Annotated in this window: 18 protein-coding genes and 7 pseudogenes; 12 read left to right on the forward strand and 13 right to left on the reverse strand. The window is 69.3% G+C overall.

What is annotated here, in order from left to right; all coding sequences use genetic code 11:
• Positions 1–5: 5 nt before the first annotated feature.
• Positions 6–2733: pseudogene (gene leuS / locus P1N55_RS12395) on the reverse strand (leucine--tRNA ligase).
• A gap of 194 nt (positions 2734–2927) precedes the next feature.
• On the opposite strand from leuS, the gene P1N55_RS12400 reads away from it, so the two are divergent.
• Positions 2928–3584 (forward strand): lactate utilization protein, encoded by a 657-nt coding sequence (locus tag P1N55_RS12400; protein WP_276275879.1) that lies wholly within the window; start codon positions 2928–2930, stop codon positions 3582–3584.
• 110 nt (positions 3585–3694) lie between these two features.
• Positions 3695–4903, forward strand: coding sequence for an inorganic phosphate transporter (locus P1N55_RS12405; RefSeq protein WP_276275880.1), 1209 nt, complete (start codon positions 3695–3697; stop codon positions 4901–4903).
• A 10-nt stretch (positions 4904–4913) separates the two neighbouring features.
• Here P1N55_RS12405 and P1N55_RS12410 read toward each other — a convergent pair whose 3' ends face one another.
• Both P1N55_RS12410 and P1N55_RS12415 read right to left on the reverse strand, forming a co-directional pair.
• The gene (locus P1N55_RS12410; protein WP_276275881.1) at positions 4914–5369 is read right to left on the reverse strand and encodes a DUF6653 family protein; all 456 of its coding nucleotides are present in this window, start codon (positions 5367–5369) and stop codon (positions 4914–4916) included.
• The gene (locus tag P1N55_RS12415) at positions 5370–5801 is read right to left on the reverse strand and encodes a universal stress protein (protein ID WP_276275882.1); all 432 of its coding nucleotides are present in this window, start codon (positions 5799–5801) and stop codon (positions 5370–5372) included.
• A gap of 75 nt (positions 5802–5876) precedes the next feature.
• On the opposite strand from P1N55_RS12415, the gene hisI reads away from it, so the two are divergent.
• The gene (gene hisI / locus P1N55_RS12420) at positions 5877–6239 is read left to right on the forward strand and encodes a phosphoribosyl-AMP cyclohydrolase (protein ID WP_276275883.1); all 363 of its coding nucleotides are present in this window, start codon (positions 5877–5879) and stop codon (positions 6237–6239) included.
• A 4-nt stretch (positions 6240–6243) separates the two neighbouring features.
• Positions 6244–7362 (forward strand): DUF7118 family protein, encoded by a 1119-nt coding sequence (locus P1N55_RS12425; RefSeq protein ID WP_276275884.1) that lies wholly within the window; start codon positions 6244–6246, stop codon positions 7360–7362.
• A 48-nt stretch (positions 7363–7410) separates the two neighbouring features.
• On the opposite strand, the pseudogene glmM reads toward P1N55_RS12425, so the two are convergent.
• Positions 7411–8765 (reverse strand): annotated as a pseudogene (glmM, locus tag P1N55_RS12430) (phosphoglucosamine mutase).
• Positions 8766–8888: 123 nt separating this feature from the next.
• On the opposite strand from glmM, the gene pyrE reads away from it, so the two are divergent.
• The 3 genes from pyrE to P1N55_RS12445 all read left to right on the forward strand — a co-directional run bounded on the left by pyrE (position 8889) and on the right by P1N55_RS12445 (position 11291).
• Positions 8889–9434, forward strand: a complete 546-nt coding sequence (pyrE, locus tag P1N55_RS12435; RefSeq protein ID WP_276275885.1) for an orotate phosphoribosyltransferase — start codon at positions 8889–8891, stop codon at positions 9432–9434.
• A gap of 99 nt (positions 9435–9533) precedes the next feature.
• Positions 9534–10970 (forward strand): NCS2 family permease, encoded by a 1437-nt coding sequence (locus tag P1N55_RS12440; RefSeq protein ID WP_276275886.1) that lies wholly within the window; start codon positions 9534–9536, stop codon positions 10968–10970.
• 63 nt (positions 10971–11033) lie between these two features.
• Positions 11034–11291 (forward strand): glutaredoxin family protein, encoded by a 258-nt coding sequence (locus tag P1N55_RS12445; protein WP_276275887.1) that lies wholly within the window; start codon positions 11034–11036, stop codon positions 11289–11291.
• Positions 11292–11416: 125 nt separating this feature from the next.
• Here P1N55_RS12445 and P1N55_RS12450 read toward each other — a convergent pair whose 3' ends face one another.
• Both P1N55_RS12450 and P1N55_RS12455 read right to left on the reverse strand, forming a co-directional pair.
• Positions 11417–12304, reverse strand: coding sequence for a DMT family transporter (locus P1N55_RS12450; protein ID WP_276275888.1), 888 nt, complete (start codon positions 12302–12304; stop codon positions 11417–11419).
• A gap of 98 nt (positions 12305–12402) precedes the next feature.
• Positions 12403–13370: pseudogene (locus tag P1N55_RS12455) on the reverse strand (transcriptional regulator).
• Positions 13371–13538: 168 nt separating this feature from the next.
• Between P1N55_RS12455 and P1N55_RS12460 the strand changes: the two are divergent.
• Both P1N55_RS12460 and P1N55_RS12465 read left to right on the forward strand, forming a co-directional pair.
• A pseudogene (locus tag P1N55_RS12460) lies at positions 13539–15255 on the forward strand (helicase C-terminal domain-containing protein).
• A 254-nt stretch (positions 15256–15509) separates the two neighbouring features.
• Positions 15510–16490: an AAA family ATPase gene (locus tag P1N55_RS12465; protein ID WP_276275889.1), complete on the forward strand. Its 981-nt coding sequence runs from the start codon at positions 15510–15512 to the stop codon at positions 16488–16490.
• Between the two features lie 110 nt (positions 16491–16600).
• Here P1N55_RS12465 and P1N55_RS12470 read toward each other — a convergent pair whose 3' ends face one another.
• Genes P1N55_RS12470 through P1N55_RS12485 form a run of 4 tightly spaced genes read right to left on the reverse strand, consistent with a single transcriptional unit; the run spans position 16601 to position 20002 of the window.
• A complete protein-coding gene (locus tag P1N55_RS12470; RefSeq protein WP_276275890.1) occupies positions 16601–17335 on the reverse strand; it encodes a DUF7519 family protein in 735 nt (244 codons plus the stop codon).
• Positions 17332–18603, reverse strand: a complete 1272-nt coding sequence (locus tag P1N55_RS12475) for a DUF58 domain-containing protein (RefSeq protein ID WP_276275891.1) — start codon at positions 18601–18603, stop codon at positions 17332–17334. Before P1N55_RS12475 ends, P1N55_RS12470 begins: the two co-directional genes overlap by 4 nt.
• The gene (locus P1N55_RS12480) at positions 18600–19262 is read right to left on the reverse strand and encodes a DUF7269 family protein (RefSeq protein WP_276275892.1); all 663 of its coding nucleotides are present in this window, start codon (positions 19260–19262) and stop codon (positions 18600–18602) included. The genes P1N55_RS12475 and P1N55_RS12480 overlap by 4 nt, the downstream gene beginning before the upstream one ends.
• Positions 19259–20002 (reverse strand): DUF4129 domain-containing protein, encoded by a 744-nt coding sequence (locus P1N55_RS12485; RefSeq protein ID WP_276275893.1) that lies wholly within the window; start codon positions 20000–20002, stop codon positions 19259–19261. Before P1N55_RS12485 ends, P1N55_RS12480 begins: the two co-directional genes overlap by 4 nt.
• Positions 20003–20259: 257 nt before the next feature.
• On the opposite strand from P1N55_RS12485, the gene aglM reads away from it, so the two are divergent.
• A complete protein-coding gene (gene aglM / locus P1N55_RS12490) occupies positions 20260–21561 on the forward strand; it encodes a UDP-glucose 6-dehydrogenase AglM (protein WP_276275894.1) in 1302 nt (433 codons plus the stop codon).
• 88 nt (positions 21562–21649) lie between these two features.
• On the opposite strand, the pseudogene P1N55_RS12495 reads toward aglM, so the two are convergent.
• From P1N55_RS12495 to P1N55_RS12505, 3 genes and pseudogenes are all read right to left on the reverse strand, one after another.
• Positions 21650–22758 (reverse strand): annotated as a pseudogene (locus P1N55_RS12495) (class I SAM-dependent methyltransferase).
• Positions 22751–23886: pseudogene (locus P1N55_RS12500) on the reverse strand (60S ribosomal export protein NMD3). The pseudogenes P1N55_RS12495 and P1N55_RS12500 overlap by 8 nt, the downstream one beginning before the upstream one ends.
• A gap of 55 nt (positions 23887–23941) precedes the next feature.
• On the reverse strand, positions 23942–24838 hold the full coding sequence (locus tag P1N55_RS12505) for an NAD-dependent epimerase/dehydratase family protein (protein WP_276275895.1): 897 nt from the start codon (positions 24836–24838) through the stop codon (positions 23942–23944).
• Between the two features lie 110 nt (positions 24839–24948).
• On the opposite strand from P1N55_RS12505, the pseudogene htpX reads away from it, so the two are divergent.
• Positions 24949–25828: pseudogene (htpX, locus tag P1N55_RS12510) on the forward strand (zinc metalloprotease HtpX).
• A 160-nt stretch (positions 25829–25988) separates the two neighbouring features.
• Positions 25989–26963 (forward strand): homing endonuclease associated repeat-containing protein, encoded by a 975-nt coding sequence (locus P1N55_RS19990; RefSeq protein WP_379689881.1) that lies wholly within the window; start codon positions 25989–25991, stop codon positions 26961–26963.

Consider the following 26963-nt stretch of genomic DNA (forward strand, 5'->3'; position numbering starts at 1 on the left):
CGCGCTCAGGAGATGTGGATGGCGGGCTTGTTGGGCCGGGCCTTCGACGCCAGGTCGTCGCCCTCGCTCGCCCGGCGCACCGACACCTCGGCCCCGAACTCCTCGGTGAACAGCCAGGCGGCCTGTTCCAGGACCTGGAGCTCGCGCTCGCCGTCGACGATCGGTTCGAGGCCCGCCCCGTTCGCGGCGAGTTCGCCCGCGTACTCGGCGACCGCGTCGCCGTGGGCCGCGACGTCCTCGTCGGCCATGATCTCCCCGACGAGGGCGCTGTCCGGGTCGGCCTCGCGGCTCGCGGTTTCACCGCTCGCTCGGTCCGCGACCCCACTCCCTTCGGCCGCGCGGGCGATCTCGTAGGCCTCGTACTTCCAGTCCTGGGCCACGACGACCTCGATCTCGTCGGGGTCGTCGATGTCGACCACCTCGGTGATGTCCCGGACGTCGCCCAGCGTCCGGCGGACGAGCTCGCGCTCGATGCGGTACTCCGAGACGTCGCGTAGCGCCTCGGGCCAGCGCGCCGTCGACACCAGCCCCTCCTCGTCGAGCAGGTGCCACAGCTCCTCGCCCAGGTAGGGCGCGATGGGCGCGACCAGTGCGGCGACGGTCCGGAGTCCACGGCTGTAGGCGAACCGGTACGGCGTATCGTAACTCGCGTACCGGCGCAGGAGGCTGGCGAACCGCTGGAGTTCGCCGACCACGCGGTGGAACCGGAACCGCTCGTACTCGTCGGTGACGGCGGCGATGGTGCGGTCGATCTCTCGCTCGAGGTAGGCGTCGTGGGGCTCGCTCTCGGTGCGGGCGTCGATGCCATCGGTGAACTCGCTTACGAGGTCGTACAGCGTCTGCTGGAAGTCGTAGACGGCCGAGACGTCCTTGACGGTCCACTCGAAGTCCTGGTTGGGGTGGGCCGCCGAGAGGACGAACAGCCGGGTCGTCTCCGCGCCGTACTCGTGTGGCGCGATGTCGTTGCCCTTGGACTTGGACATCTTCTCGCCGCCGTGGAGGACCGTCCCCTGGTTGATGAGTCGATCGACCGGTTCGCGTCGCTCCAGCAGGCCGATGTCGGCCAGGGCCCGCGTGAAAGCGGATGTAGAGCAGGTGGAGGACGGCGTGTTCCTCGCCGCCGACGTAGACGTCGACCGGGAGCCACTCGTCGGCGGTCGCCTGGTCGAACGGAGCCTCGTCGAAGTGCGGCGAGAGGTACCGCAGGAAGTACCACGAGGAGTCGACGAAGGTGTCCATCGTGTCCGTCTCGCGCTCGGCCAGCTTGCCACAGTCGGGGCACTCGGTCTGCTGCCACTCCTCGGCCGCGTCCAGCGGGTTCCCGGTCGTCTGGACGTACTCGGGCAACTCGACGGGCAAGTCCTCGTCGGGGACCGGGACGTGCCCGCAGTCCTCACAGTGGACGATGGGGATGGGGGTGCCCCAGTAGCGCTGGCGGGAGATGAGCCAGTCCCGCAGGCGGTAGGTCGTCGCCGACTCGGCGGCGTCGTGGTCCAGCAACCGGTCGCGGGCGGCGGTGCTCGCCAGGCCGTCGTACTCGCCGCTGGCGGTCAACATTCCGTCCTCGGTGAACGCGGTCTCGGGCAGGTTCGTCCCGCTGCCGTCGACGGGTTCGACCACCTGTTCGACGGGGAGGTCGTGTTCCGTGGCGAAGGCGTGGTCGCGCTCGTTGTGCGCGGGCACGCCCATGACCGCGCCCGTGCCCACGTCGTCTAACACGTAGGCCGCGACGTACACCGGCAGGTCCTCGCCGGTGAACGGATGCGTCGCGGTGAGGGCTGTCTCGATGCCGCTCAGGCCGGCGTCGTCGGTGCTCGCGACCGACTCCACGTACTCGGCCACCGCGTCGTCACGCTCGGCGACCTCGCGGACGAGGTCGTGGCCCGGCGAGAGCGCGAGGTAGGTCGTGCCGTACACCGTATCGAGACGCGTCGTGAACGCGTCGACGGACGTCTCGAGTCCCTCGCCGGCCACGTCGAAGGCGACCCGCGCGCCCGCCTGCTTGCCGATCCAGTTGCGCTGGCTGTCCCTGACACCCTCGGGCCACCCGTCGAGATCGTCGAGCCCGTCGTACAGCTCCTCGGCGTAGTCGGTGATGGTGAAGAACCACTGATCCAGGTCGCGCTGCTCGACATCGGTGCCACAGCGCCAGCAGACCCCCTGTGCGTGGGCGTGCGAGTGGTCGTGCTTGCGGTCGAGCCCCCCGTCGTCATCCCCCGTCTCGACCTGTGCGTCGGCCAGCACCGTCTCGCAGTCCGGACACCAGTTGACCGTCGCCGCGCCGTACTCGACGAGCCCCTCGTCGTAGAAGCGGGTGAACAGCCACTGATTCCAGCGGTAGTACTCGGGGTCACAGGTGGTTATCTCTCGGGACCAGTCGTAGCCAAAGCCCATCTCCCGGAGGTCCGCGCGCATCCGGTCGATGCAACTGCGGGTCCACGACTCGGGGTCGGTGTCGCGCTCGTAGGCCGCGTTCTCCGCGGGGAGGCCGAAGGCGTCCCACCCCATCGGGTGAAGCACGTCGTCGCCGGCCATCCGCCGATAGCGGGCGTAGGCGTCCGTGATGGCGTAGTTGCGGATGTGGCCCATGTGCAGCGACCCCGAGGTGTAGGGGAACATCCCCAGGACGTAGGTGGGGTCCTCGGCGTCGTCGGGGCAGTCGTAGACGCCCTCTCGCTCCCAGACGTGTTGCCAGTACTCCTGGACCTGCGCGTGGTCGTACCGTCGGGACATTCGATACCTCGGTGTGGGTCGGGGTGACACATGAGTGTTCGGCTCGCGTCGGCGGCTCGCCGGTTCGACCGCCGACGGCTCACCGAGTCAGTGGCCTCCACGCGACACTGGCTCGACCGGACGGTAACACCGGTGTCACCCGGTGACAGCGCCGTCCGCGAGCGCTTTTCACGCACGACCACCACAGTTGCTGTATGTCCCAACACAAGGATGGGTACGCCGACAGTGTCGATTACGACGAGGCCCTCGACGACCTCCCGACGGCCGACGAACTCGACGCGGCCGTCGAGAACCTCGAAGCCAGCGGCTTCGACGTGGTCGTCGTCGACGACGGCGCGGCGGCACTCGCGGAGATACAGGATCGTATCCCCGCCGGCGCGTCGGTGATGGACGGTCACTCGACGACGCTCGAGGAGATCGGCTTCGTGGAGTATCTCACAGACGGCGACCACGAGTGGGAGAACGTCCACAGCGAGGTGTACGGCATCGACGACGACGCCGAGCGCCAGCGCGCCCGCCGTGAAGCACAGGCCAGCGACTACTTCCTCGGCAGCGTCAACGCCATCGCCGCGACCGGCGAACTCGTCGCCGCCGACGCCTCCGGCAGCCGAATCGGGGCCTACCCCTTCGCCGCCGAGAACCTGCTGCTCGTCGCCGGGGCGAACAAGGTCGTCGAGGACCTGGAGGCCGCGCTGGACCGACTAGAAGACGTGGCCTTCCCGCTCGAAGACGCCCGGGCACAGGACGCCTACGGCGCCGGGAGCGCCATCGCGAAACAGCTCATCTACCGACAGGAAGCCGAGGAGAGACGAACGACGCTGGTCCTCGTCCGCGACTCGCTCGGCTACTGAGCGGTGCGACCCGGGCGATAGCCGGACGTCGCGCGAACCCTTATCCCTGCCGGGCGTGAACGGCGGGCAATGACCGCGACCGGACCACGCTGGGGGGGGGCTGACCTGCAGTGGTCGATGTCGTCTTCTGGGTGCTGGTCGCCCTCGCGACGGTGACCGGCCTCGTGACCGCCTGGGCGCTGGGCGCCAACAGCAACTCGCCGCCCTTCGCCCCTGCTATCGGCGCGAACGCCATCTCGACGATGCGGGCTGCCTTCCTCATCGGCATCCTCGCGGCGGCCGGCGCACTCACGCAGGGCGGCAGCATCTCCGAGACCGTCGGTGCGGGCCTCATCGGCGACGCCTCGATCACCTCGCTGGCGGCGACGGCCGGCCTGCTGACCGCGACGCTGTTCATGGCCTTCGGCGTCTACACCGGCTACCCGGTCCCGGCGGCGTTCGCGACGACGGGCGCGATGATCGGCGTCGGCCTCTCGCTGGGGGGCACGCCGGTCTTCGACACCTACCGGCGTATCGGTCTGTTCTGGGTGCTGGTGCCCCCCGTCTCGGGTGGCCTGGCCTACCTCACAGCGACGATCCTGCGCCGCGACGACATCCCCGAGACGGTGGGCGTGCCGCTGCTCGCGGCCGTCGTCGGCGGCATCGTCGCCAACGTCGAACTGAGCGTGATTCCCGCGCCGTCCGGCGCCACGCAGAACTCGCTGGCCGGCGCCGTGGCGATGGTCGTGCCCGCGCCCGCCGTCGGGGGCGTCGACCCCGTCGTCGTCGTGGCGACGCTCGCACTCGCGGCCGTCAGTTTCGCCTTCATCCGTCGGCGCACCCAGCAGTCCGTCGACCGCGGCATCAAGACCTTCCTCGTCGTGCTGGGCAGCGTCGTCGCCTTCTCCAGCGGCGGCAGCCAGGTCGGCCTGGCCACGGGGCCACTGGAGAACCTCTACCGGGCCGAACTGGGCGCGCCGGCGCTCCTCCTGTTGGGTATCGGCGCCACCGGCATCCTCGGCGGCGCGTGGATGGGCGCGCCGCGACTGCTCCAGGCGACCTCCCGCGAGTACGCTCAGCTGGGGGTCCGCCGGTCCATCGCGGCGCTCGTCCCCGGCTTCATCATCGCCCAACTGGCCATCGCGCTGGGCATCCCCATCTCGTTCAACAACATCATCATCTCCGGCGTCATCGGCGGCGGCCTCGCCGGCGGGTCGGCGGGCGTCTCGCGGCGCAAGATCGGCGTGACCATCGGCTTCTGGCTCGTCACCCTGGTGACGTCGGTCATCGTCGGCTTCGCCCTCTACCGGGCGTTCTCGACGGTGCTCGGTATCTCCTGAGCGGTCGCCTTCACATCGGATTCTTGGGGTCCCCGTGGGCGTCGTAGAGCCCGACCATCCGCGCGAAGAAGACCAGCATCAGCGCCATCGACGCGACGGTCCCGAGTGCCGTCCGCACCGGTCGCTGGTCGAGCGCCGCCCGGAAGGTGTACAGCTGGGCCACCGCGCCGACCCCGAGCACGCCCAGCGTGCCCGGCTCGGAACCTATCCCGCGGTCGAGCCACACCTGCTCGCCGCGGACGACGCGCGTCGCCCAGGGCGCGTCTGTCTCGGGGGGCGTGGCCAGCAGCAGGTTCAGGACGACCGACACGCCCGTCAGCGCGAGCAGGGCTTCGCTCCGGCGGTAGATCCCCAGAACCAGCACGGGGTACGTCGCGACCAGCGCCCAGACGCTGCGGGGGCTGGCGTGGGGGTCCCAGAACACGTCGTCGACGACCGCCCCCTTCGCTCTCGCCTCGTCGGTCATCTACCGGACCACGGTGACCGTCACCGGCGCTTCGCTCACGACGCTCGTCGCCACCGTCCCGAGCAACCGCCGCGCGATCTCGTGGCGCTCGCCGCCGTGGCCGCCCATCACGACCTGGTCGACGTCGTGCGAGTCGACGAACGCGAGGATGGTCTCGGCGGGGTCGCCCGTCTCGACGGCCGTCTCGACGGCCCGGTCGGCGTCGGCCGCCCGGCGCTCGGCGCGCTCGACGAGTCGCTCGGCGCGCTGGCGGGCGTCGGCCTCGCGCTCCGGGCCCGCGTCGAGGACCCCACCCTCACTCATCCCCCCGTCGAGCGGCGTGACAACGTTCAGCACCGTCACCCGGCAGTCGAAGGTCTCGAGCGCGTGGACGAGCGCGTCGTCGGCAAGGGGGGAGCCGTCCAGCGGGACCAGCACGTGCGTTGGGGCCATACTGGACGTCGTGCCCGGCAGCATAAGTAGCCACCCGTCACAAGACCTATCTTGCGGACGGGCCTCCGGGCGAGTATGACCGACGTGGACCTCGCGTTCGACGGGCAGGAGTACCTCCCCGCCGTCGCCCAGGACGCCGAGACCGGCGAGGTGCTCATGCTCGCCTACGTCACCGAGGAGGCGCTCGAACGGACCCGCGAGACGGGGTACGCCCACTACTACTCGCGGAGCCGCGACGAGCTCTGGAAGAAGGGCGGGACCAGCGGCCACACCCAGGAAATCGAGGAGGTCCGCGTCGACTGCGACGGCGACGCACTCCTCTATCTCGTCGACCAGACCGGCGGCGCCTGCCACACCGGCTACGAGTCGTGTTTCTACCGGACCGTCGACGGCGAGACGGTCGGCGAACGAGTGTTCGACCCCGACGACGTCTACTGACCCGATGGCCGACTCCGACGCCGTCCGAAAGCTGGAGACCGCCGCTCGCGAGTACGAGACGGCACGCGAACGCGTCGACGACGTCGGCCGGGAGCGCCTGGCGACCTGCCGGGACGCCTACCGGCAGTTCCGGGACCTGCTGGACCGCTACGAGGAGACGGCGACGGGCAGCGGGAACTTCCAGGCGTTCACCGAGTTCCAGGGCGCCGTCGCCACGCTGACCGACGACCTGGACGAGGACGTCCCCGAGCGCGAGACCTTCGAGGCCGTCGACGAGGCTCTCCAGCAGCGGCGGCTCACCGAGAGCGACTTCGAGCGGGCCCGCCGCGACCTGGAACCGGTCGGTGACCTCGTCGCGCGCCTGGACGACCTCGAGGCCGCCCGGGAGGCCTACCGCACGGCACGCCGGGAGGCGCGGCGGCGCCTGGACGACCTCGAATCACGTGTCGCGGACCTCGAGCGCCTCCAGCGCCTGGGCGAGGCCGACCTCGACGCCCCCGTCGAGGAGTTGCGTGCTCCCATCGAGGAATACAACGCGGCCGTCCGCGAGGCGTTCCGGACGTTCCGCAGCGAGCAGTCGGCCCGGGAGGTGCTCGAGACGGTGGCACGGGCCGACGCCTACCCGCTGGTCCCGTTCCGGTCCCCGCCCGAGGACCTGCTCGAGTACGTCCGGACCCACGAGGCCGGCGCGGAGCCAGTCCCGAGACTGCTGGAGTACGCCGACTACTCGACCTCGAAGCTCGACCACTACGTCGACGACACGGCCGCGCTCAAGCGCGCCGTCGCGACCCGCCAGACCTACCTCGAGCGCCTGGACGCGGCGCCGGTGACCGTCGACTGGCCGCCGCCGCCCGCCGACCACCTGGCCTGGGTCACCCGAGCGTATCAGTCGGTCGTCGTCCGGTTCGCCGACGAACCGGTCGTGGCCCGTCTACGTGAGGTCCGGGCGCTCTCCCGCCGGGACGACTACGCGCGGCTCCGGGACACCGCACTCGCCCGGAACCAGCTCACCGACGGCGAGCGGGACCGCCTCGAGAGCGGGGCCGTCGAGCGCGACCTGGCGGCCGCTCGCGAGGAGCGCGAGGCCATCGAGGCGGCGCTCGACGAGTACGGCGAGCTGTGACCGGCGGCGACCCTGTACCACCGTCCACTGCGACCCTGTGCGTCGGCGCTACGCCCGGGCCACGTCCACGAGTTCGTCCGCCAGCGACCGGGCCCGGTCGACGTCCCGGGCCTCGGCGTACACCCGGACGATGGGCTCGGTCCCCGAGGGACGGGCCAGCACCCAGGCGTCGCCGTAGTCGAGTCGCCAGCCGTCGGTCGTGTCCAGGTCCGCGGCGGCGTCGGTGGCGTGGGCCTCGATGCGGTCGAGCATGGCCTCGCGCTCGGCCTCCGCCTCGTACTCCAGGGCGCGTCTGACGGTGTGGTAGTCGCTGTACGGATCGACCAGTTCGCTGGCGGGGTCTCCGCGACCAGCTCGCAGAACCGCGCGGCCGTGTACGCGCCGTCCCGGGCGACGCGGTAGCGCGGGAAGAAGAGCCCGCCGTTGCCCTCGCCGGCGATGGGGACCGACTCGCCGGCCGCCGTCAGGTCGCGGATTCGACTGACGATGTTCGTCGACCCGATGGGGGAAAGCGAGAGGGCTGCGCCGGCGTCCTCGACGACGTCGACGAGGCGCTGTGAGGCGTTGACCGCCGAGACGACGGTGTCGCCGGCCTCGAGTTCCGCCGCCGCGAGCGCCGCGAGCGAGCTCTCGCCGGGGACGTGGCGACCCCGCTCGTCGACGAACATCGCGCGGTCGGCGTCCCCGTCGTGGGCGATGCCCAGGTCGGCATCCGTCGACTCGACGTAGGTCCGCAGGTCCCCGAGGTGCTCCGCGACGGGTTCGGGGTCCCGGCCCGGGAAGTGGCCGTCGGGCTGTGCGTGGACTGTGTGGACCGTACAGCCCAGCTCGCGAAAGAGGTCCGGGCTGACGAGCGAGCCCGCGCCGTGGCCGGGGTCGACGACGACGGTGAGGTCGGCGGCGGCGATGCGCTCGGCGTCGACGGCCGCGACGACCGCCTCGCGGTAGGTCCGCCGGGCCGACTCGACCCGGCGGGCCGTCCCCGTCTCCGCCCAGCCCACGTGTGTCACGTCCTCCTCGGCGAGCGTCGTCTCGATGCGGTTCAGCGCGTCGCGCGTGAGGCCCACGCCGTCGGCGCCGATGACCTTCACGCCGTTGTAGGCGGGCGGGTTGTGGCTGGCGGTCACCATCAGCCCCGGCACCTCGGTCCGCTCGCAGTAGGCCTGCAGTCCGGGCGTCGGGACGATCCCGAGCCGGTCGACGTCGAGCCCGAGGCTCGTCAGGCCGCTGGTGGCGGCGTCGGCGAAGGTCTGGCCGGTCGTTCGGGTGTCCCGGCCGACGGCGACCCGGCCGTGGTCGTCGGCCCAGGCGCTCCCGGCCGCCTGTGCGATCTGCAGGACGAACCGGGGTGTCAGGTCCGCCCCTGCGACCCCCCGGACGCCGCTCGAGCCGAAGACGTGCATTCGAACGGTCATCTGTGCCCGACTGGCTTAGAAATGTCGACGTTTCACGCCTCGTGTCAGCGGTCCTGTAGGCGTCGGCCCGATTCCAATGGGTATTAGCCGCGGGGTCGACGAGAGTGGCGTATGGCCACCGACGCACTCATCGAGGCGCTTCGCGACGCCGACGCGGTGAAGTTCGGCGAGTTCGACCTCTCCCACGGCGGCACGTCGAACTACTACGTCGACAAGTACGTCTTCGAGACGAACCCCCGCTGTCTCGAACTCATCGCCGCGGCCTTCGCCGAGCGACTCGACGGGACGAAACTCGCGGGCGTCGCCCTGGGCGCGGTCCCGCTCGTCGCGGTCACGAGCGTCGAGACGGGCCTCCCCTACGTCATCGCGCGCAAGCAGGCCAAGGCGTACGGCACCGGCAACCGCATCGAGGGCGATCTGGGCGAGGGCGAGGAGGTCGTCATCATCGAGGACATCGCCACCACCGGCCAGAGTGCCGTCGACGCCGCCGAGGCCCTGCGCGAGGCCGGCGCCGTCGTCGAGCGGGTCCTGGTCGTCGTCGACCGGGAGGAGGGCGCCCGCGAGAACCTCGCCGAGCACGGCCTGGAACTCGAGGCGCTCGTGACCGCCTCCGACCTGCTCGCGGACGCCCCGGCCGACGTCGACGTCGACGTGTAACTGACAGACGGCACCGGCGAGATTCCGAACCGTCGCTGAAACGACTATTTTCGAGCAGTCTCGCCACGTTTATGCCCCGTTACTGTGAGTTTCGCACAAATGGCGAGTACACTGGAGCAGTTGTTCAACTTGACCGAGCACGACACCGACGTCAGGACCGAGGTCCTGGCCGGGGTGACGACGTTCCTGACGATGAGTTACATCGTCTTTCTCAACCCGGTCATCCTGACGGCGTTCCCCGACGACAACACCCCCGGCGGCATCGCCATCGACGGCTTCTCGCCGCCGGAGGTCCTGCAGATGCTGGCCGTCGTCACCATCCTCTCGTCGGTGGCGGCGATGCTGGTGATGGCCTTCTACGCCAACCGGCCCTTTGGCCTCGCACCCGGGCTGGGCCTGAACGCCTTCTTCGCCATCACGGTCATCGGCGTGCTGGGCGTCCCGTGGCAGACGGCGCTGGCCGCCATCGTCGTCGAAGGGATCATCTTCATCGCGCTGACCGCCGTCGGCGCCCGCGAGTACATCATCCAGCTGTTCCCCGAACCGGTGAAGTTCGCCGTCGGGACCGGTATCGGCCTCTTCCTGGCCATCATCGGGCTGGACGCGATGGGCATCGTCGTCGACGATCCGGCGACGCTCGTGGGCCTTGGCAGCATCGCCAGCGACCCCGTCGCCATCCTCTCGGTGCTGGGTCTGTTCCTGACCTTCGTCCTCTACGCCGCGGGCATCCGGGGCTCTATCATCGCTGGCATCCTGCTGACGACGGTGCTTGGCGCCGTCGTGACGTTCCTCGGGATGGCCGAACCCGGCGTGCTGGCGACCGAGGCCGTCCGTAACGGCGGCTTCGACGCCTCGCGCCTCGCCGCTGCGCAGTACGACATCACGCCGCTGGCCGGCGCGTTCGTCGCCGGCTTCGGCAACGTCGAGGCGTTCTCCTTTGCCCTCATCGTCTTCACGTTCTTCTTCGTCGACTTCTTCGACACCGCCGGCACGCTGGTCGGCGTCGGCCAGGCCGGTGGCTTCCTCGACGAGGACGGCGACTTCCCGGACATCGACAAGCCCCTGATGGCCGACGCCGTCGGGACCACGGTCGGCGGGATGCTCGGCACCTCCACGGTGACGACGTACATCGAGTCCGCGACGGGCGTCGAAGAGGGCGGTCGGACCGGCCTCACCGCGCTGGTGGTCGCTGGCCTCTTCCTCGCCTCGCTGGCCATCGTCCCGCTGGCGACGGCGATTCCGCTCTATGCCTCCCACATCGCGCTGGTCGTCGTCGCCGTCCTGCTGATGCGCAACATCGTCGACATCCAGTGGGACGACTTCGCCCACGCCGTCCCGGCCGGCCTCACCATCATGGTGATGCCCTTCACCTACTCCATTGCCTACGGCATCGCCGCCGGCATCGTCTCATACCCCATCGTCAAGACCGCCCAGGGCGAGTTCGACGACGTCCTCGTCGGCCAGTGGGTGCTGGCCGCGGCCTTCGTCGTCTACTTCGTCGTCCGGACCGGCGGCGTCCTCCAGACGGCGGTCTGACGGCGCTGCACGCCCCGAACACAGCACCGACGCCCTTTCCGCTGGCAGGGCTAGACGCCGTCGATGCCGAACCTCGAACTCTACGAACTGTCCGGGTGTCCCTACTGCGCGAAAGTAAAGCGGAAACTCGACGAGCTGGGCCTCGAGTACGAGTCCCACATGGTCCCGCGGTCGCACGGCGACCGCACCGAAGTCGAGGAGGTCTCCGGCCAGACGGGCGTCCCCGTCCTGGTCGACCCCGACCACGGTATCGAGGGGATGCCCGAGTCCGACGATATCGTGGAGTACCTGGAAGAGACGTACGGCAGCGGCGCAGCGTAAGCAGGACGCGAGCGACGCGTGCGGGTTTTCGCCCACGTTCTTCCGGGACTGATGCCACTCCGCATCGTCTGCGGCGCTGCTCACCGTCGCCTGGTTCGCGGCCGTCACGGCTGCCTCTCGCGGCTTCACCCGGTGACGATGAGCGCGACGCCGGCGACCAGTACCGTCACCGCAACGGCGAGGCGGCCGGTCAGTTGCTCGTCGTCCCGGGCGAATACCGCTGACCCGAGCAGTACCAGCAGGGGACTCGCCCCCAGAATCGGGGCAACGACGTTGACGGGTTCCCTGCTCAGCGCCCACAGGTACGCGCCGAGGTACGTCGTGTTGGCGATGCCGACGACGACCGTCCAGCGATTCGGTCTCGACGGCCACGACGCTGCCTGGCGCACGTACCCCCAGCCGAGGTACAGCCCGAAGCAACAGGCGGCGGCGACCACGCGGACGGTGACGCCGAGCAACGCGGGCGTCTCGCCCGACAGGCCGACCTTGGTGAACACCGGATCGACGCCCAGACAGACCGCCGCCGCCAGCGGGAGTCCGACGTGGGTCCACGCTTCGCGTCCGCTCGCGGTGACCGGCCCGGCCCGCGCGTCCCACGAGACGGCCGCCGCGCCAGCGACGAGCAGCACGACCCCGACTCCCACCGTCGGAGTGAGTCGCTCGCCCAGCGTCACGACGGCCGTGACGACCGCGACCAGCGGGAACGTCGATTTCAGCGCTTCTGCCCGGCTCGCACCGAGGCGTTCGATGCCCAGGAACAGCGCGCCACGGGCCAGCAGCGATCCGAGCAGCCCGCCGACCGCGAGGGCACCGAGCGACCGTGCCGTGAGACCGTGCGGTGGGGCATAGGTCGCCGCGGACAGCGGGACCAGGATGACGAGATTGACGAGGAAGACGCCGGCGACGACGTCAGTCACGGACTGGCTGGCGGTACTCCGCCGGACGGCGAGACTCTGTGCCGCCAGCGCGACTGCAGCGAGAACCGCGATACCGACACCGACCGACGGGCTCACACTTTCGGGCTTCGGCCGTGAGAGGTTTGAATCTGTGGCCCGCGACGCCGCTGTGTCGGTCGTCAGAGCGCTTGCGAGAAGCCCCGGGCGACGGTCGGTCAGGCCACTTCTTCGGGTTCCTCGCCGCGTTCCATGATGAGGTCCCGGAGGTCGTCGGCGTCCTGGATCTCCTCCATCTCCTCCTCGGCGATGAGCGCCGTGCCGTCGACGGACTCGCGGGTGAGCTCGTCGACGACGTACACCGAGCGCGTCCGGGTGACCTCGCCGACCGAGGACATGATGCGGGCGCGCTTCTCGGCGGTCTCGGTGAGCGCGGAGTGGCCGGTCAGCACCTGCTCGCGGCGCTGGGCGTTCTCGTTGACCGTCTTGAACGGCGCGCGGTCGGTGGGGTGGACGGTGAAGCCGATGCGGGTAAAGACCGTCGCGATGGGTTCGTCCTCCGGCGCGACGTCGGGGTCCTCCGGCGTCGGTTCGTCGTCGCGGATGTCCTCGGTGCCCTCGAGGACGTTCACCGGCGCGGTCAGCGGCGCGTCGAACAGCTCCTCGAGCTGGGCCGCCACCTCGACGGAGGCGTCCATGCCGTCCTCGTACTTCGAGACGGTCCGCCGGGAGACGCCCACTCCTTCGCGAGGCGTCCCAGCGACCACTCGCGGTCCTCCCGGGCGTCGGCCAGCACCTCGGAGTCGATGTTGACGTACAGGCCCCCCGGCGCGGCGTAGATGAGCGGGGGCACCTCTTCGACGAACAGGTCGACCGCGGTGTCCGGCGAGAGCACCGGGACGCCGTGGCGGAAGTACACCACGCCCGGCTTGAGTTCCTCGTCGCGGGTCCGCAGACCGAGAACGATGGGCGTCGCGTTCAGGTAGGTTCCGAGGCGGCGCATCTCGGCGCCGGTGTAGGCGTCGAAGGCGTCGATGTTCCCCAGAATCTTCACGAGCAGCACGTCCTCGCCGCGCCGCGCCGCGACGTCGAAGCTCTTGGGCCGGATGGCACAGCGCTCGCTCACCAGGAAGCCGGCGTCCTCGAGCATCGCCGTGACGTTGCCGACGAGTGCTGATCGTGACATAGTGCTACGTTCCTCTACGGAGAGTAAACCATTCACCGCATATATGCGTTGTGCTGGTCACTGGGGCGCTCTATCCCTCGTTTGTCGCGCCAGCGGCCGCCACAGCCGGTCGGCGCCGGGGCAGGCCGACAGGAAAGGTTTACCCCCCGCCGTCCGTCACTCCAGAGCGTGTACCCGGCGCGGATCCACGACGAGTTCCCGGCGCCCGCCTACCGCGGGAACCAGAAGCAGGCCCTCGCTGACATCCGGTCGGCGTTCGAGGCCGGGAACGACGTGGTCCTGGTGCGGGCCCACCGGCAGCGGCAAGTCCCTGCTGGCCAGGGCCATCGCGGGGTGTGCCCGGACCGCCGGCGAGGCCGCCCCCGAACAGGTCATAGACGCCTACTACACGACCCCGCAGGTCTCGCAACTCGACGACGTGGCCAGCGACGACCTGTTAGACGACCTCTCGGTCATCCGCGGGAAGAACAACTACGACTGCATCCTCCCCGGCGAGACCGACACCCCGGTCAACCAGGCGCCCTGCGTCCGCGAACGCGAGTTCGACTGCCAGGTCAAACACCGGTGTCCCTATTTCTCGGACCGCGCCATCGCCTCGAACCGCCGCATCGCCGCGATGACGCTGGCGTACTTCATGCAGACCGCCGGGAGCGACGTCTTCGGGAAACGCGATGTCGTGGTCGTCGACGAGGCCCACGGCCTGGGCGAGTGGGCCGAGATGTACGCGACCATCGACCTCTCGCCCGAGACGATCCCGATGTGGTCGGACCTCGAGGTGCCCGACATCGACGGGCTGGACGACGCGGTACAGTTCACCGAGCGGGTCGAACACCTCGCAGAGCGTCGGGTGAAGGAACTGCGGGGCAACGCCGAACTCACCGGCGAGGAGGTGGCCGAGCGCGACTCGCTGAACCAGCTGCGCGGCGACCTCCAGTGGTTCCGCGAGGACTACACCGACGCCGAGAGCGCCACGACCTGGGTCGTCGACCAGACGGCGTCGGCGGTGACGATAAAGCCGATGAACCCCGAGCGCTACCTGAACCACACCGTCTGGGAGCGGGGGAACCGCTTTGCGCTGCTGTCGGCGACCATCCTGAACAAGGACGCGTTCTGTGCCAACGTCGGCCTCGACCCGGACAGCGTCGCCCTGGTCGAGGTCGGACACACCTTCCCCGTCGAGAACCGCCCGCTGTACGACGTCACCCAGGGCAAGATGACCTTCGAGCACCGCGAGGAGACGCTCCCGGCCATCGCCCGGACGCTGGTCCGCATCATGGCCCGCCACCCCGACGAGAAGGGCCTGGTCCACTGCCACTCCTACGCGATCAAAGAGCAGTTACGGGACCTCCTCGAGGAGTTCGGCGTCGGCTCGCGGGTCCGCGACCACGACCGGGAGGGCCGGGACGCCGCGCTGGCCGCCTGGAAGCGCAGCGACAACCCCGACGTCTTCCTCTCGGTGAAGATGGAGGAGGCGCTGGACCTGGAGGGCGACCTCTGTCGATGGCAGGTCATCTGCAAGGCGCCGTACCCGAACACGCGGGACTCACGGGTGGCCCGCCGCCTCGAGGACGGTCAGTGGGGCTGGTACTACCGCACCGCACTCCGGACGGTCATCCAGGCCTGTGGCCGCGTGGTCCGCGCGCCCGACGACCACGGTGCGACCTACCTCGCGGACTCGTCGCTGCTGGACCTCTTCGACCGGGCGAACCACGACACGCCCGACTGGTTCGGGGCGCAGGTGCGCCGCCTGTCCGACCCGGACCTCCCGAAGTTCTCGCCGGACCGGGCGCTGGCCGGCGTCAGCGCACGCACCCGCCGCCAGCGCGACCGGTCGCGGTCCCGATCCGGCGGCGACACCCATCCCCTCTCGGACGTCTGGGACTAGAAGATGACAAACGAGAGCCCGTAGACGATTCCCGACCCGACCATCAACAGCGTGAGGAAGATGGCCAGAACCTGCTGTCTGTTCATGGGACTCCTTGGCCGGACGGCCTGTTAGATGTTACGCCCCCCGTACGGCCCCTGCGGGCCGATTCGGCGCGCCGGCCCCGCTGCCACGGGCCCCGACACCGTCGGACACGCCCGCCGTCCGGAGGTAGGTCGGCGATAACAAAGCCCGTCCCGACACTTCTCTGGCACATGTCACCGGAACCGTCTATCGACGACGTCGCCGACCACTGCACCACCGTTCTCGACGACGTCGGCGACGCGGTTATCGCCGAGCGCGAGATCCTCGAGACCGTCCTCACCGGCTTTCTCGCCCGCGGGCACGTCCTCTTAGAGGACGTCCCGGGGACGGGCAAGACGCTGACGGCCCGCTCGCTCGCCGGGGCGCTGGGGCTGTCCTTTACCCGCATCCAGTTCACCCCCGACCTGCTCCCCGCCGACGTCACCGGGAGCTACGTCTTCAACGAGAAGGCCCATGAGTTCGAGTTCCGCCCCGGCCCGATATTCGGAAACGTCGTCCTGGCCGACGAGATAAACCGCGCCTCGCCGAAGACCCAGGCCGCGCTGCTGGAGGCGATGGCCGAGGGCCAGGTCAGCATCGACGGGACGACCCACGAACTGCCAGAGCCCTTCTTCGTCATCGCCACCCAGAACCCCATCGAGCAGGAGGGGACTTTCCCGCTCCCCGAGGCGCAGGTCGACCGGTTCATCGTCAAGACGAGCTTCGGGTACCCCTCTGCCAGCGGCGAACTGGAGATTCTCAACCGCCGGGCGGCCCGGACCGACCGGACGCCGGCGGTCAGCTCGCGGCTCTCGCTCCCGCCCGCGGCGCTGCGGACGGCCCCGGAGTCGGTCCACGTCGACGAGGCGGTCCGGGAGTACATCGTCTCGCTCTCGCGGGCCAGCCGCGAGGATCCGCGCGTCAAGACGGGCGTCTCCCCGCGTGGCACCCAGCGGCTCTTCGAGGCCGCCCGGGCCTACGCGGCGCTCCGTGGCCGCTCGTACGTCACGCCCGATCACGTCTCGCGCATCGCGCCAGCCGTCATGGCCCACCGCCTCGTCCTGACGCCCGATGCGCGGGTCGACAACGTCGACAAGCGCGCCGTCGTCGCAGACGTCCTCGACTCGGTGCCCGTGCCGACGGTCAACTACGCGAGCCAGCCGTCCGACTGAGAGCGCCCTCTTTTTCTGCCACGGTACGCGTGCGAACCGACTTGGAAGCCCCTGCCTCGACGAAGCGAACAGTCAGACGAGCGAGGGAGGCCAGCGGGAGTCCGACACACTCATCGGTAGAGCGCCGCCATCGAGACGACGGCGGCGACGACCAGGCCCAGCAACACCACGAGCGGCAGTTCCGTCGCACCGTTCTCGAAGAGCACTGTCGCCCCGAGCACGAGCAGGGCGCCGAAGCCGGCGCTCGCCCCGGCGTGGAGGAGTTCGACCGAGGTGGTGTCGGCGTCGGTCCGCAGCTGCTCGCCGAGGCTGATGCCGTGTTCGGCGACGTCCCAGGCGATGATTGCGCCGGTGGCCGCGACGAGCAGCGTGCCCGGGTCGGCCCGCTCGAAGATGCCGACCAGGACGACGCCGACGACGAGTGCGGCCAGCCCCGCCGAGACGAACCGCCGGGCGAGGTGGTCGCGGACCGGCCGCAGGCCCAGCCCGAGGAGGACGACGCCGAGCACACCGGGCCCCAGGCGGGCCCACCCGACGCCGCCGGTGAGGGTGAGGAAGCCGTGCAGCAGCGACAGGACGACGATGCCCGCGCCGAGTGCAGTCACCTCGCTGGCGCCGATGCCGGCTGTCGGGATGGCCCGCTTCCTGACGGTCACTTTCTCGGGCATCGCCGCCGGCGCCGGGAGGCGGGCGGCCGTGACGACCACCGCGACGCCGACGGCCGTCCCGATGACGGCGAGGCGCTGGGTGGGCGACCCCGCCAGCAGGAGGGCGACGCCCGCGGCCAGCACGAGCGCGAGCGCACTCGAGAGGGGCGTCGGGCGGTGGGAGACGGCAGTGCTCATGCGGTCCTCCGTCGGCGTCCCTCGTTCAGCAGGACCGTCCCGAGCGCCGCCTGGGGGTCCCAGTCGACGACCGGCACGTCGGCCTGGCGGAGCGCGTGGAGGCGGTTGGTCCGCTCCAGGCGCGCGAGGCGCCGGCCGAGCGTCCCGTCCGCGGTGACGTCCGGACTGATGACCGTCGTCGCGTTGCCGCCCGCCTCCAGGCGTCTGATCGTCTGAAGGATCCACTCGTCGGTCAGCGGCGAGAGGACCACGACCTGCGTCGAGGCGTCGAGGCGGGCGTACAGCTGCTCGCGCTGCCCCTCGAGGTCACCGTCCTCGTCCGGTTTCGAGGGTGTCGACGACAGCGTCGGGTGGGACGTGAGCAGGCGGCGCACGCGGGTCATGTGCTCGGTCCCGCTCCCCGGCCGCTCCCAGCAGAACTCGCGGCCGAACGCGGCCAGTCCGACCCGGTTCTGGGCGTCCTCGAGGGCGCCGAGCAGCTGCTCTGCGGCCGCGATGCTGTGGGCGACGGCGTTCGGGTCGCTCTCGCTCGCCGACCGGTAGGCCGGTTCGCGCGCGTCGACGAGCAACAGGACCGAGCTGCGCCGCTCCTCGCGGAACTCGATGGTGGTCAGCTCGCCGGTCTTGGCCCACCGCTTGGAGTCGATGCGCCGGATGGAGTCGCCGCGGTTGTACTCCCGGACCGTGTGGAACTCGGTGCCGTTGCCGCCGCTGTCGGTGGTCAGCTGTCCGGCGAAGTTGTCGGTCTGTCGCCGCAGCGGGACCTCCGGGACCGTCTCGGTGCAGTGGAGTTCGCCCGCGGCGGAGACGGTGGTCTCTACCTCGTGGGCGCCCGTGACGTCGCGGACGATGACCGTCGCCGGGTCGAACGTGTGGTGCCCGTGGTCGGCGTCGAGCGTGTAGGTGAACGTGGTGGTCTGCCCGGGCCGCAGGACCGCCGCGTGGCGGGGATTCCCCGACGAGACCGTGAGCATCGGCGGGACGCCGTCGACGATGCGGACGTCCGCCAGCGTCCGCTCGCCGACGTTGGTGAGGTGGGCCGTCACGGTGACGTGCTCGCCACGCCTGGGGTGACGGTTGTCCAGCCGCCGCTCGAGTTCCAGCTCGACGGTCGGCGGGCCCGAGAGGCGGGGGTACGCCGCAAAGCCCGCGCCGACGATGCCAAGGAGCAGCACCGTCGGCCGGTCGAGCAGGATGCCGACGGCGACGGCGAGCAGGGCGACGGCGACGATGCCCCGCCAGCGTCCGGTGGTGCGGACCGTCGTCACCGTCGGTCACTCTCCGACGCCTGCTCGAACCGATCTACCACGGCCTTCGCGGCCGTCCGGACCTCGTGTTGCCCCCAGCGTTCGCCGCGGAGTGCGAGCGAGGCCTCCCGGTGGAGCGTCGGCGTCGAGTGGCGCTCCTCGCCGAGGAAGGCCGCGACGACCTGGTCGTCGGTCCACTCGCCCGTCGCGACCCGTTCGCAGGCCGCCTCGCGGGGGATCTGCTCCGTCCGAATCATGGCCTGTTCCGCCGCGATGCGGAGTCGCTCCTGGAACGCGTCGCTGGACGCCCTGGGGTTCGAGATCGCCAGCGAGCCGAGGTACGCGTCGAGTTCGTCGCCGGGCCGGCTGGCGTCCCGGATCGTCTCCGGGTCCGGGGGGGCGGCCTGGCTGACCCGGCCGGCGGCCCGCCGGACGAGCATCACGACGACGATGCCCAGCGCGAGCGTCCCGAACGTCCCGAGCAGGAAGTAGTCGTTCCCCGCCAGGGCGACCAGGCCGTCGACCGGGAGTGCCCCGGCAGCGCCCGAGACAGCGGCGGCGGCGACCACGACGAAGACGACGAGGCCGACCCCCACGAGCAGGTACCAGCCCGCTCGCCGGAGGCCCCGGGTCCCGTGACCGGCGACCGACACGAGGTTGCGGAGGTCCGCCGCGCTCATCGAATCCCTCCGTCGAGCCGCTCCAGTATCTCCCTGGCGCGCTGTTCGTGACCCTCGAGCGACGAGACGGCGCCGTACTGGACGTCCTCGAAGAGCCGGCGGAGTCCCTCGACGGAGTCGGTGTCGTAGCCGTGCTCGATGGCGAACCGGGCGCAGATGCGGGGGGTGTACCGCTGTGGCTGATCGACGCCGGCCCGATTCAACAGCTCGGCCCAGGCCCGCTCGACGTCGTTGTCGGGCATCGCGACGGGTCCGCGGTCGCCCTCGTCGTCGACATCGACGTAGGCGCCACTCAGTGCGGCGAGCAGCGGGTCGAGCCGCCGCCGGTAGCGGTAGACGACGACGGCGCTCGCGATCCACAGCAGGGCGGCGACGAGCAGCGAGACGACGTCTATCCCGGGATCGGTCGGGGTGGTACCGGTCCCCTCGGACCTGCCCGAGTCCGGCGCCTCGCCGTCGGACGGGACGACTGCGTTCTCGCCGGTGTCGCTCGCGGCCATCTCCGGCTGCTGGCTCGTCTCGCCGGTCTCCGGCGGGTCCGTGTACTGGTCGTGGAGGCGCTGGGTGGCAGACTGTATCTGCTCGCCCCGCTCGGCGCCCAGCGGGAAGCCCTCGTTGTCGAGGTCGATGGCGTCTTCCGGTTCCGTCGTCATCGACGACTCGAGCGCCGAGGCCGAGAACCCGATGGCGAGGACGACCACGCCGACGACGAGCAGTGAGACGATGCGTTCGGTGTTCATGGTGCCTGCCTGTTGGAGAGAGCCATCAGCTACTGCCCGGGAGGACGGTGACAGCGGGCCTTGTAATGGAGTCATTACGCCCGGGTAGGCAGCGTGGGGACTGTCGAGTCGCTCGTCCCGGCACGGCAGTCCGAGCAGGGCACCTGACGGCGGCGTTATCAGTGCGGGAAGCCCCTGCTAGATACTCGTTACTGCCCGACCCGGCGCCGGGAGTAGGACCCGAATTCTCAAGGGCGGCGCTCGCAAAGCCACGGCCGATGAACGTCAGCATCGTCGGCAGCGGGTACGTCGGTACCACTGTCGCAGCGTGTCTCGCCGACCTCGGCCATCACGTCACGACCATCGACGTCGACGAGGACGTCGTCGCGGCCGTCAACGCCGGCGAGTCCCCCATCCACGAACCCGGCCTGGACGAACTGGTCGCCGAACACGGTGGCGGGCGCCTCCGGGCGACCACCGACTACGGCGTCGTCCCCGAGACGGACCTGACGATGCTGGCACTGCCGACCCCTTCCAACGAAGACGGGAGCATCGACCTCCAGTACATGGAGGCCGGCGCGACCGCCGTCGGCGAGGCCCTGGCCGCCGCCGACCGCGACGGCCCGCACCTCGTGGTGACGAAATCGACCGTGGTGCCCACGACGACCGAGGAGGTGCTCGCGGCCCGCATCGCCGAGGCCGGCCTCGAGTACGGCCGTGACTTCCTGGTCGCCTCGAACCCCGAGTTCCAGCGCGAGGGGACCGCCGTCGCGGACTTCCTCGACCCCGACAAGCTGGTCTTCGGGACCGACGACGAGCGCGCGCTCGCCACCCTCCACGACCTGTACGCCCCGCTCCGGGAGGCCGCCGACGGCGACGTGCCGGTCGTGGAGACGGGCATCGCCGAGGCCGAGATGATAAAGTACGCCAACAACACCTTCCTCGCGGCGAAGGTGAGCCTCATCAACGACATCGGGAACGTCTGCAAGGAGTTCGGCGTCGACGCCTACGAGGTGGCCGCGGCCATCGGCCTGGACGACCGCATCGGCGAGCAGTTCCTCCGCAGCGGGGTGGGATGGGGCGGGAGTTGCTTCCCGAAGGACACCGACGCCATCATCGCGGCGGCCCGCGAGCGCGGGTACGACCCGACGATGCTCTCGGCGGCCGTCGAACTCAACGATGCCCAGCCAGAACGCCTGCTCTCCCTGCTGGACGAGCACGTCGACGTCAGCGGCGAGCGCGTCGCGGTGCTGGGCCTGGCGTTCAAGCCCGGGACCGACGACATCCGCAACACCCGCGCGGTACCGGTCATCGAGGGCCTGCAGGCCAGGGGTGCCGACGTCGTCGCCTACGACCCCGTCGCCACCGAGAACATGCGCGAGCAGTACCCCGACCTCGAGTACGCCGACTCGGCCGCCGCCGCGCTGGAGGGGGCCGCCGGCGCCGTCGTCGTCACCGACTGGGACGAGTTCGCGGCCCTGGACGACGAGTTCGACGCGATGGCGGCCCCCGTCGTGGTCGACGGCCGCCGCATCGTCGAGCGCCGGGATGGCATCACCTACGAGGGGCTGACGTGGTAGCGGCCGTCGCCGCGGAACGAGCGCCTCAGGCCCGGTACCGAGTGCCCCTGGCCCGGTAACGAGCGCCTACCGGCCTGCTCGTCGCCGCTCAGGTGATTCTGGCGTCCACGACGACGTGAGCGACGCCCTCGCTGTACCCTTTCACTTTGTGCGTCTCGAGCACCTCCATCGACCGGTCGGCGTCGGCCGCTGCCGCCTCGAGGCGCTCGACGGGCCGGTCGAAGACCAGCGCCTCGGGCGTGGCCTCGTGCATGTGGACGACGCCGCCGGGCTTCAGCGCAGCGAGGGCCGCGTCGAGGTACTCGTGGGCCTCGTAGTAGCCCATCATCACACGGTCGACCGTCTCCGCCTCGCCCAGGCCTGGACTCTCGGGTCGCTCTCCGCCGGTCGCTTCCCGCTCCTCCGTTCCGCGCCCCCTCGCTCCGCTCAGGCCCGCGCGGACGACGTCCCTGCAATCGGCCCGATAGGGGCGCACGCGGTCGTCGACGCCGTTTCGACGCACGTTCTCGACCAGGTAGCGAAAGGCCGTCGGGTTGCGTTCGACCGCCGTGACCTGCGCGCCCGCCCGGGCCATCGGCAGCGTGAAGTAGCCGATGCCGGCGAACATGTCCAGCACGCGCTCGCCCTGATTGACGATTTCCCCCATCCGCGCCCGCTCGGCCTTGTTGCCCGGCGAGAACATCACCTCCGCGAGGTCCAGGCCGTACTGCGTGCCGTGCTCAGTGTGGACCGTCTCGGTGTCGCCCTCGCCGGCGAGGACTGCGACGTCTGGTTCGCGGTGGGCCCCGAGATGCCGCCCCGCGAGAGCACGGTGTCGGCCTCGCCGTGGAGCGCCAGCAGCGCCTGCCCGACCTCCTCGGGCCGTGGGGCGTCGCCCACGTCGACCAGGACGACGCTGCCGACGACGGCCCACGACGAGGGGGCCCGGTCGAGTTCGTCGTCGCTCCAGCCACGCTCCCGGAGGTGGTCCTCGAGCGTCCGGAGGCGTGGTTCGCCTACCTGCTGGACGACTTCGCGGACCTCGACTGTCGTCGGGGGATCGGTCACCGGGACGGCCACGCTGTCCGTGTCCCACGAGCGGACGCTCCGGTCGGGGTCGTAGACGCCCTCCGCTTCCAGTGCGTCGATGACCGACTGGGCGCGCGGCTTGCCCACGACGACGGCGAGGCGTCGGTCTCCGGGCGCTTCCTCAGGCATCGTCGTCGCTGGCTCCGTGCTCGGGCAGGACGTGCAGGCCCGCCCGGCTCTTCAGCACCGGCACCTCGTCGGCGCCCGTATCGAGGTAGTCCGGGCGCGGAACCGTCACGCTCTCGAAGGTCTCGGGGTCCAGCACCTGGACGGCGTTCTCGTCCTCGACGGCGACGAGCGTCGTGCGCTGGCCGTCCTCGCGGAAGCCCAGGCGCTCGGCGTCGGGGCGTCCTCGTCCTCGAAGCTCGCCTCGAAGTGGTCGCCCGTGGCTAGGCGGACTCCCTTGAGGTTCCCCTGGACCGAGCGGACCAGGACGGGACCCTCGCCGTCCTCGGGATCGATTATCTCGCCCTGTCGGTAGCGTGGCAGGCGGACCGCGTAGGTCATCCGGTAGACCGGCTGGCCGTCCTCGTCCTCGGTGATGAGGCGCTTCGAGTCCGAGTACGAGCCACCCAGCTGGGCCGTGATGCGTTTCGCGATGCCGTGGCCCATCTGGGTCGTCGATATCTTCATGTTCAGGCCCTCCGGAATCTCCTTTTTCTCTGTGATGAAGGCGTTGCGGTCGCCGGTGGCCTCGCGCTCGGCGACGTACGCCTCGGCGATGGATTTGGCCCGCTCGACCTCCTCGTCGGTCGGGTCGCGCTCGTCGGCCCGGACCTGGACGATGCTGGCGAAGGAGCCGCCGGCGATCTTCCCGCAGCGCTCGCAGGTCTGCCGGGAGATGCTGACCGGTACGACCACCTCCTCGGTGACCGGTGTCTCGCGGACGACGCCGGAGAACTCGGCGTGCATCCGGATGTTGTTCTCGTCGAGGTGCTCGGGGGCGACCTGCCAGGCGATGGACTGGGCGTCGACGTGGACGCCCAGCGCCTCGCTGACCTGCTCGACGGCGATGTCCGTGTAGTCGTCGGCGCCGACGTCCACCCAGCGGTTCCCCTTGTGGACCGCCCCGCAGTGGGCACAGACCTGGACCTGGATCTCCTCGGGCGCGTCGACGAGCTCGAACGCGTCGAAGTAACAGGCGTCACACAGCACCCGCTCTGAGTCCCGGCGCGCGCCCGGCAGGTCCGGTCGGTCGTCGGGCACACCCGACATCTCGTCGCCACACCGCGGGCAGAAGGCTCCAGACCGGCTCATTGTCCCGTCGTACTGGGCTCAGCCGGTTACGTATTGCGTTTGCTCGCCGCCGGCGTCACGCCTCGAGCAGACTCGGCTCGGGAACCGACTCGTCGGCCGCCTCGCGCCACGAGTGGGCCGGCTCCCACTTGAGCAGACCCTGGGCGTTCGCCGTCGAGAGCGCCGACTGGTCGCCGTCGAGTTCACACTCCGCGGGCAGTTCGCCCCAGACCGCCTCGACCAGGTCGGCCGTCGGCCGGCCGACGTAGTTGTCGGCCGCGGCGGCGTGGAACGCCTCGTGCCCGTCGATGTCGGCCTCGAGCGCGGCCGAGACCATGGTCGTGACGTCCCGCACGTCGACGTACGACCAGCAGTTGCCCGCGCCGCCGTCGATGTCGCCCTCGGCGACGTCCCGACAAGTGTAGGCCCCGGGATACTGGATCCAGGAGGGGCGGATCGAGGCCACCGAAACGCCGTCGCGGCGGACGACCATCTTCGCAACCTCCTCGCCGGCCACCTTCGAGGTGCCGTAGGGGTCCTCGGGGGCCATCGGGTGGTCGACATCCATCGGGAGGTAGGCAGGCAGCGGCGTCTCCTCGGCGAAGGCCAGGCCGTAGGCGCTCTCGGAGGACGCCCAGACGACGTCGGCGCCCGCTCGCCCGGCGGCGTCTAAGACGTTGTAGGTCGCCGAGACGTTCGTGTCGAAGACTCGGGTGCCGGCGTGGCGTTCGGGGGCCGGAATCGCCGCCCAGTGAACGACGGCGTCGGGGCTGACCTCGCTGACGAGGTCCCGGACCTCCGCGCCGTCGGTCACGTCGACGGCTTTAAACTCGATGCGTTCGCGGACGGGCACCTCCCAGCCGGGGTGGTCGAGGTCGACACAGACGACGTGATACCCCTCGTTCGCCAGGTGATCGCAGATCCAGCGCCCGGAGCGGCCGCGGCCGCCGGTGACGATGACTGTCTCGGTCATGAGCCCCGTTCGGCCCGGCCGTACAAATGCTCGGTGTCCCGGCCGGCGATATCGTGCGTTCCCGGCACACGATGACGAGGTTTTAGAGGCTCCGTCACCTACCCCGGTCCATGGAGTGGCAAACCGACTGGGCTCCGTGGGCGGATGGCGCTCACGATGTTCCTCCTGTTCGCCCTGTATATCGTCTTCCTCGGTGCGCTGACGCTGTACTTCCAGAACCTGGCGCTCATCGCCGTCGTGATGGGCGGGTTCCTGTTCGTGCAGTTCTTCTTCAGCGACAAGATCGCGCTCTACTCGATGGGGGCAAAGGAGGTCAGCGAGAAAGAGTACCCGGAACTCCACCGCACTATCGACCGACTCTCCCAGCAGGCCGACCTGCCCAAACCCAAGGTGGCTGTCGCCGACTCGCGGGTGCCCAACGCCTTCGCGACCGGTCGCTCGAAGAAGAACTCGGCGGTCTGTGTGACCACGGGCATCATGAACACCCTCGACCAGGAGGAACTGGAGGGGGTCATCGCCCACGAGCTGGCCCACATCAAGAACCGCGACGTGGCGGTGATGACTATCGCCTCGTTCCTCTCGACCATCGCCTTCCTCATCGTCCGCTGGGGCTGGCTGTTCTCCGGGGGCCGGGACCGCGGCGGCCAGCAACAGGTCCCCGTCTTCGTCGCAATCCTCGTCTCGCTGGCCGTCTGGATTATCTCCTTCCTGCTCATCCGGGCGCTCAGCCGCTACCGCGAGTACGCCGCCGACCGCGGCGGGGCGGTCATCACGGGCAAACCGGCCGCGCTGGCCAACGCCCTGATGAAGATCGACGGCCGGATGGACAAGGTCCCCAAGGAGGACCTCCGCTCGGAGGCGGAGATGAACGCCTTCTTCATCATCCCCATCAAGTCGGGGTGGCTCGGGCGACTGTTCTCGACGCACCCGTCGACGGAGAAGCGTATCGAGCGGTTGCGTGACTTGGAGCGGGAGTTAGAGGGATATTAAGCCAAATCAATATCTCGGGAAGCGTAGAGGCCGAACTGCGGATATCTGTTCCGATGACTGAACTGGTTAGTGGGATGTGAGAGTACTATTCTAAAGAAACCCCTCGAAAAACTAATTTCCGGTTGTCGGGAATATACTCACAACCTCGGGGAATCACCTCATGAAACGAGTCACGCGAGAGGCTCTCATCGAAGACTATCAGCAGGTCAGTGACGAGTTAGACTCACGGCCAACTTTGGCCGAGTACAACGAATATGGGAGTTACAGCAGCACCCCGATCTACAGACGGTTCGAATCGTTTGAAGAATTAAAAAGGGCCGCTGGATTTGAGACTGGCGAGGAAAAGATTTCAGATGAAACGCTGCTTGATGATCTCCGAAGGGTGGCCGACAAAATAGGCCGTTCTCCACCTGTGATGGTGTACGATGAACACGGAAAACACAACTCAAAGACGTTAAAAAACCGGTTCGGTAGCTGGAATAGTGTTCTACAATCTGCGGAACTAGACCCGACTAGCCATTCGGAACACTGGAAAGATAACACACCCGAGCAGGCTGGGAAAAGTTACGGATCAGTGTCAGTAGAGTGTTCCTATTGTGGTCAAACAAACGAACGGACACCATCTGAGGTTAGGGAACGGAGCCGATTCTTCTGCGACTACGACTGTAAGGGGACTTTCATGTCTCAGCAGACGGGAGAAGAATCCCGAGTATGGCAAGGAGGGAAGATAACTATAAGATGCGAAACCTGCGGGGACAAAAGACAGGTGAGACCAGCCAAGGTAGACGAGAGTCGGTTTTGCTCGCAGGAGTGTATGATCGAATGGCGTTCAGAACATCTCTCTGGCGAAAATCATCCTCGTTATAGAGGCGGATATGATCGCTATTACGGGCCAGACTGGAGGAAACAGCGTAGGCGAGCCAGGGAACGTGACAATTACCGATGTCAATCCTGTCTCATGAGCAAACAAGAACATGAGCAAGAGTACGGTTGTGTCCCCGTAGTCCATCATAAGACTCGGTTCGGTGACTTTGACAGTTACGAGAAAGCGAACGAGTTGGGGAACCTCATTACGCTCTGTAAGCGTTGTCACGGGCTAGTTGAAGGTGGCCAAATGGAACTGCTCACTGAGTAG

It is taken from the genome of Haloarcula regularis (assembly GCF_029338315.1).
Taxonomy (GTDB): Archaea; Halobacteriota; Halobacteria; order Halobacteriales; family Haloarculaceae; genus Haloarcula; species Haloarcula regularis.

Coding starts and splice junctions, on each gene's coding strand:
- P1N55_RS12445 (WP_276275887.1), top strand. CDS start 11,034: ATGCCGAACCTCGAACTCTACGAACTGTCCGGGTGTCCCTACTGCGCG.
- pyrE (WP_276275885.1), top strand. CDS start 8,889: ATGGCCACCGACGCACTCATCGAGGCGCTTCGCGACGCCGACGCGGTG.
- P1N55_RS12470 (WP_276275890.1), bottom strand. CDS start 17,335: ATGAGCACTGCCGTCTCCCACCGCCCGACGCCCCTCTCGAGTGCGCTC.
- P1N55_RS12425 (WP_276275884.1), top strand. CDS start 6,244: ATGGCCGACTCCGACGCCGTCCGAAAGCTGGAGACCGCCGCTCGCGAG.
- aglM (WP_276275894.1), top strand. CDS start 20,260: ATGAACGTCAGCATCGTCGGCAGCGGGTACGTCGGTACCACTGTCGCA.
- P1N55_RS19990 (WP_379689881.1), top strand. CDS start 25,989: ATGAAACGAGTCACGCGAGAGGCTCTCATCGAAGACTATCAGCAGGTC.
- P1N55_RS12505 (WP_276275895.1), bottom strand. CDS start 24,838: ATGACCGAGACAGTCATCGTCACCGGCGGCCGCGGCCGCTCCGGGCGC.
- P1N55_RS12415 (WP_276275882.1), bottom strand. CDS start 5,801: ATGGCCCCAACGCACGTGCTGGTCCCGCTGGACGGCTCCCCCCTTGCC.
- P1N55_RS12465 (WP_276275889.1), top strand. CDS start 15,510: ATGTCACCGGAACCGTCTATCGACGACGTCGCCGACCACTGCACCACC.
- P1N55_RS12485 (WP_276275893.1), bottom strand. CDS start 20,002: ATGAACACCGAACGCATCGTCTCACTGCTCGTCGTCGGCGTGGTCGTC.
- P1N55_RS12440 (WP_276275886.1), top strand. CDS start 9,534: ATGGCGAGTACACTGGAGCAGTTGTTCAACTTGACCGAGCACGACACC.
- P1N55_RS12410 (WP_276275881.1), bottom strand. CDS start 5,369: ATGACCGACGAGGCGAGAGCGAAGGGGGCGGTCGTCGACGACGTGTTC.
- P1N55_RS12400 (WP_276275879.1), top strand. CDS start 2,928: ATGTCCCAACACAAGGATGGGTACGCCGACAGTGTCGATTACGACGAG.
- P1N55_RS12480 (WP_276275892.1), bottom strand. CDS start 19,262: ATGAGCGCGGCGGACCTCCGCAACCTCGTGTCGGTCGCCGGTCACGGG.
- hisI (WP_276275883.1), top strand. CDS start 5,877: ATGACCGACGTGGACCTCGCGTTCGACGGGCAGGAGTACCTCCCCGCC.